Source organism: Actinoallomurus sp. NPDC050550 (genome assembly GCF_040655075.1).
Lineage (GTDB): Bacteria > Actinomycetota > Actinomycetes > Streptosporangiales > Streptosporangiaceae > Actinoallomurus.
Map to the genome: position 1 here is coordinate 136,664 of NZ_JBFAJC010000012.1, position 12,882 is coordinate 149,545.

Annotated in this window: 11 protein-coding genes; 4 read left to right on the plus strand and 7 right to left on the minus strand. The window is 70.1% G+C overall.

The annotated features are described in order from the left end of the window. Positions 1–269: 269 nt before the first annotated feature. Positions 270–758, plus strand: coding sequence for a sigma-70 family RNA polymerase sigma factor (locus AB0I04_RS19000; RefSeq protein ID WP_360886172.1), 489 nt, complete (start codon positions 270–272; stop codon positions 756–758). Then, the gene (locus AB0I04_RS19005) at positions 755–1,591 is read left to right on the plus strand and encodes a zf-HC2 domain-containing protein (RefSeq protein WP_360886015.1); all 837 of its coding nucleotides are present in this window, start codon (positions 755–757) and stop codon (positions 1,589–1,591) included. The genes AB0I04_RS19000 and AB0I04_RS19005 overlap by 4 nt, the downstream gene beginning before the upstream one ends. A gap of 41 nt (positions 1,592–1,632) precedes the next feature. Here AB0I04_RS19005 and AB0I04_RS19010 read toward each other — a convergent pair whose 3' ends face one another. The 7 genes from AB0I04_RS19010 to AB0I04_RS19040 all read right to left on the minus strand — a co-directional run bounded on the left by AB0I04_RS19010 (position 1,633) and on the right by AB0I04_RS19040 (position 9,644). Continuing rightward, the gene (locus tag AB0I04_RS19010) at positions 1,633–2,232 is read right to left on the minus strand and encodes an ATP/GTP-binding protein (RefSeq protein ID WP_360886017.1); all 600 of its coding nucleotides are present in this window, start codon (positions 2,230–2,232) and stop codon (positions 1,633–1,635) included. Further along, positions 2,213–2,665 carry a DUF742 domain-containing protein gene (locus AB0I04_RS19015; protein WP_360886018.1) on the minus strand — a complete coding sequence of 151 codons (453 nt, stop codon included), beginning with the start codon at positions 2,663–2,665 and terminating at the stop codon, positions 2,213–2,215. The genes AB0I04_RS19010 and AB0I04_RS19015 overlap by 20 nt, the downstream gene beginning before the upstream one ends. Next, positions 2,665–3,078, minus strand: coding sequence for a roadblock/LC7 domain-containing protein (locus AB0I04_RS19020; RefSeq protein WP_360886020.1), 414 nt, complete (start codon positions 3,076–3,078; stop codon positions 2,665–2,667). Before AB0I04_RS19020 ends, AB0I04_RS19015 begins: the two co-directional genes overlap by 1 nt. An 11-nt stretch (positions 3,079–3,089) precedes the next feature. Beyond that, positions 3,090–5,549 (minus strand): nitrate- and nitrite sensing domain-containing protein, encoded by a 2,460-nt coding sequence (locus tag AB0I04_RS19025; RefSeq protein WP_360886022.1) that lies wholly within the window; start codon positions 5,547–5,549, stop codon positions 3,090–3,092. A 220-nt stretch (positions 5,550–5,769) separates the two neighbouring features. Then, positions 5,770–7,395, minus strand: coding sequence for a prenyltransferase/squalene oxidase repeat-containing protein (locus tag AB0I04_RS19030; protein ID WP_360886024.1), 1,626 nt, complete (start codon positions 7,393–7,395; stop codon positions 5,770–5,772). After that, positions 7,392–8,288 (minus strand): terpene synthase family protein, encoded by an 897-nt coding sequence (locus AB0I04_RS19035; protein WP_360886026.1) that lies wholly within the window; start codon positions 8,286–8,288, stop codon positions 7,392–7,394. Before AB0I04_RS19035 ends, AB0I04_RS19030 begins: the two co-directional genes overlap by 4 nt. A gap of 9 nt (positions 8,289–8,297) precedes the next feature. Continuing rightward, the gene (locus AB0I04_RS19040) at positions 8,298–9,644 is read right to left on the minus strand and encodes a cytochrome P450 (protein ID WP_360886028.1); all 1,347 of its coding nucleotides are present in this window, start codon (positions 9,642–9,644) and stop codon (positions 8,298–8,300) included. A 654-nt stretch (positions 9,645–10,298) separates the two neighbouring features. Here AB0I04_RS19040 and AB0I04_RS19045 point away from each other — a divergent pair. Next, entirely contained in the window at positions 10,299–11,366 is a 1,068-nt protein-coding gene (locus tag AB0I04_RS19045) for a polyprenyl synthetase family protein (protein ID WP_360886029.1), read from the plus strand. 108 nt (positions 11,367–11,474) lie between these two features. Then, the gene (gene sthA / locus AB0I04_RS19050; RefSeq protein ID WP_360886031.1) at positions 11,475–12,881 is read left to right on the plus strand and encodes a Si-specific NAD(P)(+) transhydrogenase; all 1,407 of its coding nucleotides are present in this window, start codon (positions 11,475–11,477) and stop codon (positions 12,879–12,881) included. Position 12,882: the final 1 nt, after the last annotated feature.

Below are 12,882 nucleotides of genomic sequence, written 5' to 3' on the forward strand. Positions count from 1 at the left end.
GCGGCGGGAGGCTGCTGTCGCTCGAACCACGCCGCACTGGCGACGGGAGCCCACGCGTTCGCCACGGGAGCCCCCGCGCTCACGGACGAGCCGCCGCGCGCGGCGACCTGCCCGCGATCCGGCCGCCGCCGGGTCTATCGTTGACCATCGCGCTCCCGACCGTCCGGAGAACCCCCGCCATGGCATTTCCCGGAGCGCGCGGCAGGACGAAGGCTCGGACCTGGTTGCGCGCGCTGCGACCGGTGACCGACGCCGACGACGAACTGATCATCGCCGGGCTGTACCGCGAGTACCACGATCCCCTGCTCGCCTTCGTCATCCGGCAGACCGGCGGCGACCGGCAGTGGGCCGAGGACATCGTGCAGGAGACGATGATCCGCGCGTGGCGCAGCCTCGACCAGCTCGACGCGGACGCCGGGAGCCTGATGCCTTGGCTGGCGACGGTCGCTCGCCGTATCGTCATCGACGAGAGGCGCCGCCGGGGAGCGCGGCCCCAAGAGGCGGGCGAGGGACCTCTGGAGAATCTCCAGACCCCGGACGGCATGGAGGATCTGCTGCGCGGCGTGGTCGTATCCGAGGCGTTGAAGGCGCTGAGTCCCGCGCACCGTGAGGTGCTCACCGAGACCGTCCTGCGCGACCGCACGGTGAACGAGGCGGCCGAGGTCCTCGGCATCCCGGTCGGCACGGTCAAATCGCGCGTCTACTACGCGCTTCGCGCGCTGCGCGTCGTACTCGAGGAGAGGGGGGTGACACCGTGACCGAGCGTGGCGAAGAGACCGTCCCGCACACCGACGTCGGCGCGTACGCCCTCGGACTGCTCGAGGAGGACGACCGGCGTGCCTTCGAAGCCCACCTGGCCGGATGTCCCGCCTGTTCGGCGGAGGTCGCCGACCTGTCCGGCATGCGGGAGTTGCTGACCGACCTGCGTCCGGAGTCGGAGGACACCGACCCCGGCGCGGCGGCCGATCCCGGCTTGGCGCGGTGGGAGGCCGACCTCGGCGCGGCGGGACAGGAGGTCGCCCCCGGCGGGGTGCGGCTGGACCCGCCCGAGCGGCTGGACCCGCCCGAGCACTCCGCCGACGTCACGAGCCTGCTCCACCGGCGCCGGGTGGCCGCGCGTCGCCGGCGCCGGGGCACCGCGATCCTCAGCGCCGCGGCCGGTGTCGCACTGCTCGCCGGCGGGGTCACCGTCGGCGCCGCCGTCGCCGGACACGGCGACGGGATGGTGATGACGCACGACCACCGGAACATGCCGGCGGACCTCCTCGGGTGGGGCGAGACACACGACGCCACGAGCCCGCGGACGGGCGCGAGCGGGATCGTGGCGATGGAGAAGAAGGCCTGGGGCACGCACGTCGCCCTGGACCTCGGCAACGTCAAGGGCCCGCTCACCTGCCGCCTCGTCGCGGTCACCCGGTCGGGGCAGCGGCACGTCGTGACCGAGTGGGCCGTACCCCCCAAGGGCTACGGCGTTCTCGGCTCACCAGACCACCTGCAGGTCCACGGAGGCACCGCCGTCCAGCGAGAGAACCTGGCGAGGTTCGACGTGGAGGTGGAGGGCGGCGGCACACTCCTGAGCATCCCGGTGTGAGCGGGAGCCGGACGGCCCGGGCCCCGGCGTATACCGGGGCCCTAAACCGTGGCGGTCCGCGGCTGTTTCCGCGTCTTCATCGCGTGCTGGACGAGGGTCACCAGGACGTCTTTGCAGGACTCCTTGTCACGGGCGTCGCACAGCATCACGGGGACGTGCTTCCCGAGGTTGAGCGCCATCTCCACCTCGTCCAGCTCGAACTGCCGGGAGCCCTGGAAGCAGTTCACCGCGACGATGAACGGCGTGCCCCGCCGCTCGAAGTAGTCGACCGCGGGGAAACAGTCGGAGAGCCGCCGGGTGTCGGCGAGCACGACCGCGCCGAGCGCCCCGATCGCGATCTCGTCCCACATGAACCAGAACCTCTCCTGACCGGGGGTGCCGAAGAGGTAAAGGACGAACTCGTCCTTCATGGTGATGCGCCCGAAGTCCATCGCGACCGTCGTGGTGGCCTTAGCCTCGACGCCCGCCACGTCGTCGACGCCCACGCTCTTGTCGGTGAGGAACTCCTCGGTCCGCAGGGGCTTGGTCTCCGAGACACTCCCCACCAGGGTCGTCTTGCCCACGCCGAAGCCGCCCGCGATCACGATCTTGATCGCTTTCGGCAGCCTTCGGCCCCGTCGATCAAAGCGCCTTGAGTCCATCGATCACCGCCAGGTACAGGTCGTCGTCGTCCGCGAGCTCCGCCTCCGTCTGGGGGTCCTCAACGGTGATGAGGCCCTTGGCGAGCAGGTCGCCGAGCAGTACGCGGACGGTGACGGTCGGAAGGTTCAGGTGCCCGGCGATCTCGGCCACCGACATGGGCTCGTCGCATAGCCGGGCGGTGGCCTGATGCTCGGGGTCCAGGCCGAGTTCGGGCGCCGCGGGAAGACCCGTGGCCACCACCATCGTGATGAGATCGAACTTTCCGCGGACCGGCTCCGTGCGGCCGCGGGTCATGACGTACGGACGGACCAGCGGACCCGCCTGCTCATCGAGCCATCGTTCGTGGGCATCGTCCTCGACGGGGGCGCCCGCGGCCTCTACGTCGGGCAGGCCCCCTGTCGGGTCGTCCTGATCGGACGGGTCGTTCGTCATCACGGCACCGGGTCCGCGGTGCGGGACGCGGCCGTCAGGTGATGGCCGAGTCCGGTGACGAGCATCTCCATCTCATAGGCGATGAGCCCGATGTCGGCCTCCTCACTGCTGAGGACCGCGAGGCACGCGCCTTGGCCGGCGACGGTCACGAGGAGGTACGCCGACCGCATCTCGACGATGGTCTGCAGCACGGGGCCGCCCTCGAACCGCTCGCCCACGCCTTTGGCCAGGGACTGGATGCCGGCCGCCACCGCGGACAGGTGTTCGGCGTCGTCCTGGTCGAAGTCCTTCGACGTGGCCATGAGCAGGCCGTCCGCGGACAGGACGATCGCGTGCCTGGCCTCTTTGACTCGCCCGACGAGGTCGTCGAGCAACCAGGCCAGTTCGGCGGGAGGTTCTGTCTTCTGCGCCACTGCTAGTCCTTCTACGCTTCTTCGTCTGCGGTCGGATCGGTGTCAAGGCTGGAGTCCCGCTGGGACTTGGCCGCGTCGGCTCTGCCCTGCCGGGTGGCGGTCTGAAGGCCGCTGAGGGACCTGCGGACGTTCTCGGGTGACCGGTCGCCGCCGGCGTTCCTGTCCTCGGTCTCCGCGACGGCGGGCGGCCCATCCGTTCGCAGCGGAGCGGCGATGCTCGCCTGCGGAACGCGGATCGGCAACCCCGATGGCGTGCGGGACGTGTCGGCGGAGGCGGGAGCGGTCTGGTCGTCCTCGCCGTCCGGCACTGCCTCAGGACTGTCCCGCGTCGGCGGGGTCAGCGCCGTCACCGGTGCCACCGACCGCCCGGCCGAGCGGCGGACGAGGCTCTTCCGCCGCCTCTGGGGCAGGCCGTCGGGGGTCAGTTCCAGACGCTCTTCGCCGGGCGCGGCACTGACTTCGTCGTCGGCCTCACGGGGGGAGAGGGATGCCGCCGAGGCCGTCACCGCTCTGGTGGAGGCGCCGACCGGCACCGGCCGGCTCTCGGCCACGGCCCGGGCCCTCTGCCTCGGAGGCATGTCCTCGGACGTCGTCTCGCTGATCAGCTCGCGAGGGATGAGCACGACCGCGGTGGTCCCGCCGTAGGACGAGTGCTTGAGGGAGACGCGGACGTCGTAGCGCTCGGCCAGGCGGCCGACGACGTACAGCCCGAGATGCACGGAGCTCGACAGGTTGAACTCCGGCGGATCACTGATCCGCTCGTTGAGAGATCCCAGCAGCTCGTCGGTCATGCCGAGGCCGTGATCCTCGATCTCGATCACGTACCCCTTGGCGACCTGACGGCCACTGACCTCCACCTGGGTGTACGGAGGCGAGTAGGCGAGAGCGTTCTCGATCAGCTCGGCGATGAGGTGGACGATGTCGCCGACGGACCGGCCGGCCAGCGAGACGTCGCCGATGGTCGAAGCGACGCTCACCCGGGTGTAGTCCTCGACCTCGGCCACCGCGGACCGTACGACGTCGATCATCGGGACGGGGCGTCGCCAGCCGCGGGCGGGGGTCGCGCCGGACAGGACGATGAGGTTCTCGGCGTTGCGCCGCATCCGGGTCGCCAGGTGGTCGACGCGGAAGAGCTCCTCCAGGTCCTGGGGGTCGTCGTTCCGGCGTTCCATCTCGTCGAGCAGCGTGAGCTGCCGGTGGACGAGGGCCTGGGAACGGCGTGCGAGGCTCAGCAGGATGTCGCGGAAGCCGCGCCTCAGCTCGGCCTGCTCGACGGCGGTGCGGATGGCGGTCTCCTGCACGGAGTTGAACGCGCGGCCGACCTGGCCGATCTCGTCCTCGCCGAACGCCAGCGGCGGTGCCTCGGCCGCGACGTCGACGCTCTCGCCGTGGCCGAGCCGTTCCACGACGGCGGGCAGACGTGTGTCGGCCAGCTCTCGTGCGGCGTTCCGCAGCTTCTCCAGCTGCCGGAAGAGGGCGCGGGACGTGGTGACCGAGACGACCACCGACGCGATGACCGCGATGAGACCGAGGCCGCCCGCGAGGACGAGCCGGACGACGACGCCGATGGCGACCGGTTCCGCGCGCTTGACCAGGCCGTCCCCGGCATCGAGGGTCAGCTTCTCCAGCTGCGTCATGATCGGCTGTACGGTCGACTGCCATTGCGCCGCCGAGACGGGCGGCCGCGCACCTGTCCGTCCCTTCTCGATCAGCCGGTCTTCCATGTTGCGGAAGCGGATGTAGGCGGGATCGCCGGTCAACCGGTCATACCGGGCGCGATCGGCGGCGGGCAGCTCTGCCGCGGCCTGCTCGTGGAAAAGCCGCTGCGCGCCCACGAGCTCGGCGAACTGCGCGTGCTCGGAGCCGGTGAAGCGGCCTGCCGCGAGGGCCCCGGCGAGGAGTGCGTCCTCCCGTGACAGGACCTCCTTCGCCCAGGTCAGGGAGACGAGGGTGCGGCTGTCCGCAGCGACCTTCTCGTCGCTGAGGCCGCCCGCCGCGCGGTAGATCCGGAACGTGGCGTTGATGATGTCGTCGAAGGTCGCGGCCGCCTTGTCGCGCTGGAGCAACTGGGCGTCGATCGCCTGTCGGCCCATCCTCAGCTCGTTGAGCTTCGCGAACGTGTCCTTGATCCGGGCCTTGAGGTCGCCGTCGGCGACGCTGGAGACGTCACCACCGCCCGCCAGAGACCGGAAGTGGGTCTCGGCGGCGTCGGTCCGCGCCCGCTGCGCGCTCAGGGCCTGCCGCTGCGCGGCGGCAGGACGGCCTAGGTAGACCAGTGAGAGACGGCGCTCCTGCTGAAGCGCGGTGACCAAGGTCACGCCCGGTCGGGACACCTGCTGGTCGATCGTGTTGACGCCGAGGAGGTTCAAGCCGTCCCGCAGCGTGACCCAGGCGGCGAACACCCAGAGGGCCGCGAGCGACACGAGAAGTGCGGCGATCTTCGTGCGAAGACGTGAGTTACGAAAGCGCATCCACCAGTCCCAAACGAGATCCTTAGGATCCGCGGCCCGTCACGAAGGTATGAACGGTTGCCGGCACCCGATATCGAACACGCCGTACGGCACGGTGGCACCGCTCAACGCTCGTGGCACTTTAGCAACGCAGAGCTTACAGACCGCAATTGTGGGGACTGGCGAGTAATTAACCACTTTTGTGGTGATTTGTCCATTTATGTTGGGACCTTTCTGACCGCTACCCAGGTGGAGTGGATCCCCCGCATGCTGCGACCTTCGCGCTCGGGAGCGTTGCCACTCCCGGATGGCGCCGGGCGAGATGCACCGCGGCCAGGACGTTCGCCCGTACGATCGCCGTTGGCCGGTAAAGGTCCTTGTCGTGCCACAGAGCTGGGGCGTCCTCCACTTCGGCCGGGCCGCCGGAGCGCGTCAGGTACTCGTAGCCACGCGCGGCGGCGGCGCGGCAGTCGCGGTCGCCCGGTCCGGCCAGGAGGAGCACCTGCATCGCATAGGCGGTCTCCTCCGCCGTCCCCTCCCACCGGCCCCACGAACCGTCGGCGAGCTGGGTCGCGAGCACCCACCGCACGGCACGCCGAAGCGCCGCCCGTGCGCCCACGCCCCCGAACCGGTCGAGGGCGAGCGCGCAGCAGGCGGTCGCGTAGTACGGCGAGGCGTGCCATCGGTCATGCCAGCTCCCGTCTTCCCGCTGGTGGTCCCGCAGCAGCGAGGCGAGGCCGGAGACGACCGCGGTGACCCGCGAGGGCGCGTCCGGGCGGCGGAGCGCGTACTGGCCGAACGCCTCCAGGACATGGGCGTTGGTGCTGACCGAGAAGCCGTCCTCGCCCTGCCATGTGCAGAAGCCCTCGTCCAGCCGATACGGCCACAGCCCGTCGAGCTCGAACGGCAGGCCGAGCAGGCCAAGCGCGTACAGCGCCCCGGCGGTCGTGTCGGCGTCGGCGGGAAGCCCTTCCCCTGCCGGCGTCCCCATCGGACCGAGCGCCTGCCGCAGGCTCTCGAGCAGGGCAGGCGGCACGGTGACCCCGATCCCCGCCCGCAGGAGGCCGGCGATGACCCAGGCCCGCTCGAACACGGTGATGGGAAGACCGCAGGGCACCGGGCCGCCGTGCAGGTCGACCACGGTCTCGAGGAACCGCCGCGCGGGAACGGACGCTCCCGCCGCGCCCAGCCAGGCCGCGGTGGCGGCCGGCGAGGCGCCGACGACGCCGGTCGCGGCAGGCCGCACCGTGCGGGCGCCGCGTGCGGCTTCGCCCACCGCCTCCAGCGCGTGGAGGAGCTTCTCCGGCGGTCTGGCGCCCGCGCCGAACATCGCGCGCACCGCGGACAGCCGCTCCGCCCCGCGTAGTCCCCGCGGTGGGCGCAGGCCGCGCCGGTCGGGGGGAGTCTCCAGGGCCTGGTCGATGGACCCGATCAGCGAGGCCGTGATGAGGTCGGCGGCCGGCATGTCCGGAACGGCCTGGACGTCGAGCTCGTCGACCAGCCGGTACAGCATCGTCAGCCCCCGGTCGGCGGCCCGCGCCAGGTCCGCACGACCACGCCCTCCGTCGGCACGCCGGAGCTCCGCCAGGAGCGCGTCGGTCGCGCTCAGCGTCGGGACCAGCGCGTAGCCGTCCGGCCCGCCCCAGCCTCCGTCCGGCCGCTGGACCGCCAGGAGGAAGTCCAGCCGCCGGGCGTGGCCGGTCAGCCAGGGCGCCAGGGCAACGAGCCGTCCCGTCTCGTACACCGAGGGGGAGACCTGCCCCCACGGCATCGCCTCCAGCCCCGCGATCAGGTCACGGGCGGCCGCCGCGACGTCCGGGTCCACCGCGCCCGCTCGTCCGGACAGGTGCGCGGCGCCTCCCTTCACAGGGCGCCCCAGTAGTCGGTGAGCCCCAGGAAGGCGTCATAGAAGTCGACCTGGCGCTCCATGTACGAGGCCAGCTGCGGATGGTCGGCGCGCAGCGGGTCGAGGAGGGTCCGGAACCGCCCGCCGATCGCGGTGAGGTGCTCCCGCACCTGCTGCTCCGTGACATCGAGCATCAGCGCGTTGAGGTCCCCCCAGGACACGTCCCGCTCGTAGGTGCCGAGGTCGTTGATCAGGCGCATCGTCCGCTGAGCCTCCCGGCTCGCCGCCACGATTCCGGCGATGTCCGCTGCCGGGGGCGGCGGACTCGTGGCGATCCAGTGCGAGACGAACGCGAACGAGAAGCCGAGGTTGTCGGTGTTGCCGAGGTACTCCTCGAAGCTTGGCGGACAGGCGGAGCCGTCCGCCCGCGCCGCGTTCCAGTCCCACTCGCGGGCCATCGCGTCCAGGAACCGTCGCAGTTCCTCTCGCCAGACCTCCCTCAGTGCCGGGAACGCGGCCGACGAGGCGAGTCCGTTACGAATGTCGGCGAGGCCGCGCGTCAGGTCGTCGGCGTCGGGCGGCGCGCCATCGGCGACCGCCAGGCACCGCGCGACCAGGTCACTTACCTCGCCTTGTGACGTCGCGACATAGTCGATGAGCCAGTCGGCGCCGAAGCTCCAGACGGCCACGCGGTTCGTCATGCGCAAGGCGGCGGAGCCGAGCCACGGCGCGCTGAAAGCCGTGCAGAAACAGACCATGTTGAACAGATTGAGATCGAACGGTTTGGCGCCGAACAGACCGTCGTAGCGTGCCGACCATTCTCGGACCTCGCACTGAGCGCGGCTGGCGACGGCGCAGACGCGCCCACTCTCGGCGGCGGGCAGGATTGCGGTGGGGGAGCCGGAAAGTGGCATGAGCGCACCTCAGACGTTCGAGGCGGCGTGGCGGGGACGCAGCAGGAACTGAATCCGTTCCCTGGGTTTCAGCGTCAGCCAGAGTTGGGGCTTAATCGACGGCGAGCCGTGAATGACCGGCTGATATCGGCTGAGCATGGCCGCCATGATGAGCTGCGTCTCGATGGTGAAGAAGAAACTCCCGATGCACTGGTGCGGCCCGCCGCCGAAGGTGAGAAAAGCGAACCGGTCGCGCGACTGCCCGGGCGCGAATCGCTCGGGGTCGAAGACCTCCGGATCGGGCCAGACGTCGGGCAGCCGATTGGTCAGATAGGGACTGACGACGATGATGGATCCCTTCCGGATACGGACGCCGTCGATGACGTCGTCGGCGACGACGGTCCGTGGAAGCATCCAGCCGGGCGAGAACAGCCGCAGCACCTCTTGGGTGACCATTTTCGCGTACCGCAGCTCGGACAGGTGGGAGCGTGCCGGATGGTCCGTCCCGACCACCTGATCGATCTCCTCGTAGAGCCTGGCGGCTATGTCGGGCCGGGCGTCGAGCACCATCCACAGGAACGTCAGGATCGTCACCGAGGTCTCCGTGGCGGCCACGAACAGGGCGACCGCACCGTCCCGGATGGTCTGCTCATCGAGGCCTCGGCCGTTCTCGTCGCGGGCTCGGATGAGCCGCGAGACGATGTCCCCTCCGTCGGCTCCCCCGCGTCGGGATTCGCGGACGATGGGGAAGATGAGGTCATCGACCGCCTGGACGGCGCGGTGGAACGCGCGGTCGCCCGGGAGCGGAAGCCAGAACGGTGTGAAGGGCAGCAGCATCCTGGAGCGGAAGGACGACGTGGTGGCGGTCGCCATCACACGGCCGAGGTCGTCGGCCTCGTCCAGGGTTATCTTGTCGCCGACGAGGAGCTGTGTGATCGCTCGGTAGACGAGCCGTGTCATCTCGTCGGCCGCGTCGACCGGGCGGCCGACCGCTCGCCGGCCGAGGTCGTCGACGGCCTCCACGATGGCTCTCGCCACGTCATCGGTGAACGATGCGATGTTCGGACCCGAGAACAGCGCCTTGTAGGTCCCCTTCTTCAGTGGCCATGCCGGGTCCGCACCCGAGGGCTCGCCGATCAGCCGGCTGAGCGGTTTCCACAGCAGGCCCTCGCGCCGGTAGTTCTCGGCGTTGTTGAGCACGTGCTGCACGTGCTCGGGGCGGGTCACCAGATACGGGCGGAAGGTTCCGATCCCCAACCGAACGATCTCACCGGCGGACAGCCTGCCGATCTCCTCGATCGCTTCCAGCGGGTCCCGCAGCAGTTTCGGAAGAATGCGGTAGGAGGGAATGGTCTTCGCGTCCTGCGGTCGGGGCATGCGAGTGTCGGTCGACGTCACAGTCGTCCCATCTGAAAGGTCGCTAGCGGAATGCGCTGATGGCGAGTGGGTGGTTCCGGAGGCGTTTCGGCCCGGGTGATCGGCGGAGAATTTACGGAGGTCGGATTTCCGCCCGGGCGGATGGAGGTCAATCCACCAATGAGGACGGCGGTCGGGTCGATATCACGGTCAAAGAATCGTTAACACGCCAATCCTCGCCTCTGATCGTCAGCAGCCGAAATGTCACATAAGTACCGAGGGGGGACTACTGACTGTAAGGTAAGGCTTCGGTTACTCAGGATGTCGACCGTGGGCGGCGAGGGTCTGGGTCACGCCTCTGGGTGCCCTTTGGAGCCGCGTACGGTATGGCGCCGCGAGGGGTGTGAGGCCGGAATGACCGTGGGCTGACCGCCGATTGTGCGGCCGGACTGACCAGGGGAAAGGGGCGGCTGAGGGCGCTGCGATGCCGGAGTCGGCCGGGTCACGGAGAAGGAGCGGCGAGGGGCCGGGCGCTCGACGCGATCCCTACCGCCTGCGGCCTCCGTGCTGCGGAGTGTGATTTTTTTCTCCCGGAATGTCGGTTTGGGGCGGATGCTCCACCGGGAAGGCGTACGTTCGTCGATCTTCGTCCCTGGCCGCGGAACGGAGACCCGCATGACCCTGGACCCTTCCCCGACCGCGGAGGCCGGCGACGGCGCTGCCGAGGTCCTGTCCCGCTGGGGCGCGTTGACCGGTCCGGCGCTCCGGGCGGCGGTCGGGACGCTGCATCCGTGGCCCGCGGGGATGGCGGCCTACGCCTTCGGCTGGGCCGACTCTGACGGGCGACCGTTCGGCCGGGACGCGATGGGCGGTGGTAAAGGCGTCCGGCCCGCGCTCGTACTGCTGTGCGCCCGAGTGGCCGGCGCGTCCGCCGAGCCCGCGCTGGCCGGTGCGGTCGCGGTGGAACTGGTGCACGCCTTCTCTCTCGTGCACGACGACATCATGGACGGGGACGAGCGGCGCCGTCACCGGGAGACGGTCTGGAAGGTCTATGGGATCGGTCCCGCGATCCTGACCGGCGACGCGCTCCTCGCCCTCGCCATGGCGACCCTCGCGCGTGCGCCGGGGCAGGGGGTCGCCGCGGCCATGGAGCGGTTGTCGTCCACCCTCGTCGAGCTGGTGCACGGCCAGGCCGAGGACATCGCGTTCGAGGGCCGGCCCTGGATCGGCGCGGACGCCGTCACGGTCGGGGAGTACCTGGCGATGGCGGAGGGCAAGACGGGCTCGCTGCTCGGCTGCGCCGCTGCCGTCGGCGCGCTGCTCGGCGGAGGCTCACCGGAACGAGCGGCGAGGATGGCGGTCATGGGCCGGCAGTTGGGACTGGCCTTTCAGATGACCGACGACCTGCTCGGAATCTGGGGAGATCCCGGCGTCACCGGCAAGCCGGTGTCGAGTGATCTGCGGCGAGGCAAGAAGACCCTGCCGGTGCTGGCCGCGCTACAGGCGGGCGGCCCGGCGTCGCGGAGACTCAATGAGCTTCTCGCGAAGCCGCTCGCCGATGAGGATGATCTCGACCTGGCGCGGGATCTGATCGAGGAGGCCGGCGGCCGGGACCGTACCCGAGAGCAGGCCGAAGCCTGCCTGCGCCGGGCGCTGAGCGTCCTTCAGGCCGAGGGCTTGGGCGGACCGGCCTTCGACGACCTGACGGTGCTCTTCCGCTTCCTGATCCATCGAGCTCGCTAGACGCCAACTTGCTGATCTACAATGTAAAGGCGTCGGGCCGTCCGAACTCCGGCAGCCCAGGTCCGCGAAAAGCTAGATCATTGCCTCGGGTCCGGTCAGACTAGGGCGATGCACGACTTCGATGTACTCGTCCTGGGGACCGGACCCGGCGGTCAGAAGGCCGCCATCGCGGCGGCCAAGCTCGGCCGCCGCGTGGCCGTGGTCGAACGCCGGAACATGGTCGGCGGCGTGTGCATCAACACCGGGACCATCCCGTCGAAGACCCTTCGCGAGGCGGTGCTCTACCTCACGGGCCTCAACCAGCGTGAGCTGTACGGGCAGAGCTACCGCGTCAAAGAGGAGATCACCGTCGCCGATCTCGCGGCGCGGACCCAGCACGTGGTGGGCCGCGAGATCGACGTCGTCCGCAGCCAGCTGTCCCGCAACCACGTGGCCGTGCTCACCGGTACCGGGCGGTTCACCGACCCGAACACCGTCGAGGTCACCGACGAGGCCACGGGACGTCAGGGCCGCGTCAGCGCCGAAAAGATTATCATTGCCACCGGCACCCGCCCGGCGCGCCCCGACACCGTGGAGTTCGACGAGCGCACCATCATCGACTCGGACGGCATCATCAGCCTCGACCGGCTGCCCCAGACGATGGTCGTCGTCGGCGCCGGCGTCATCGGCATCGAGTACGCCTCGATGTTCGCCGCGCTCGGCACCAAGGTGACCGTCGTCGAACGGCGGGAGCGCATGCTGGAGTTCTGTGACCTGGAGATCATCGAAGCGCTGAAGTACCACCTGCGCGACCTCGCGGTGACGTTCCGGTTCGGGGAGAGCGTCGCCGCGGTGGAGCGGCGTAACGGCGGGGCGATGACCATCCTGGAGAGCGGCAAGAAGATCCCGGCGGACACGGTCATGTACTCGGCCGGTCGCCAGGGCGCGACCGACCAACTCGACCTGGACCACGCGGGGCTCAAGGCCGACCCGCGCGGGCGGATCGCCGTCGACGAGTACTTCCGCACCACCGTGCCGCACATCTACGCGGTCGGCGACGTCATCGGCTTCCCCGCCCTGGCCGCGACGTCGATGGAGCAGGGTCGCCTCGCGGGCCACCACGCCTGTGGCGAGCCGGCCCGCGAGATGCAGCGGCTGCAGCCGATCGGCATCTACACCATCCCCGAGATCAGCTTCGTCGGCCGTACCGAGGACCAGTTGACCGCCGAGCGCATCCCGTTCGAGGTGGGCATCTCGCGGTACCGCGAGCTGGCCCGCGGCCAGATCATCGGGGACTCGTACGGCATGCTCAAGCTGCTGGTCTCGCCCGAGGACCGGCGGCTGCTGGGCGTGCACGTCTTCGGCACCGGCGCCACCGAGCTCGTGCACATCGGCCAGACGGTGATGGGCTGCGGCGGCACCATCGACTACCTCGTCGACGCCGTCTTCAACTATCCGACGCTGGCGGAGTCGTACAAGGTCGCCGCCCTCGACACGATGAACAAGATGCGCGAGATCGCCCGCCTGTCCGACTGAC

Excerpts from the sequence above, each read along its gene's own strand:
- sthA (WP_360886031.1), top strand. The coding sequence starts at position 11,475 with ATGCACGACTTCGATGTACTCGTCCTGGGGACCGGACCCGGCGGTCAG.
- AB0I04_RS19040 (WP_360886028.1), bottom strand. The coding sequence starts at position 9,644 with ATGCCCCGACCGCAGGACGCGAAGACCATTCCCTCCTACCGCATTCTT.
- AB0I04_RS19045 (WP_360886029.1), top strand. The coding sequence starts at position 10,299 with ATGACCCTGGACCCTTCCCCGACCGCGGAGGCCGGCGACGGCGCTGCC.
- AB0I04_RS19015 (WP_360886018.1), bottom strand. The coding sequence starts at position 2,665 with ATGACGAACGACCCGTCCGATCAGGACGACCCGACAGGGGGCCTGCCC.
- AB0I04_RS19025 (WP_360886022.1), bottom strand. The coding sequence starts at position 5,549 with ATGCGCTTTCGTAACTCACGTCTTCGCACGAAGATCGCCGCACTTCTC.
- AB0I04_RS19010 (WP_360886017.1), bottom strand. The coding sequence starts at position 2,232 with ATGGACTCAAGGCGCTTTGATCGACGGGGCCGAAGGCTGCCGAAAGCG.
- AB0I04_RS19035 (WP_360886026.1), bottom strand. The coding sequence starts at position 8,288 with ATGCCACTTTCCGGCTCCCCCACCGCAATCCTGCCCGCCGCCGAGAGT.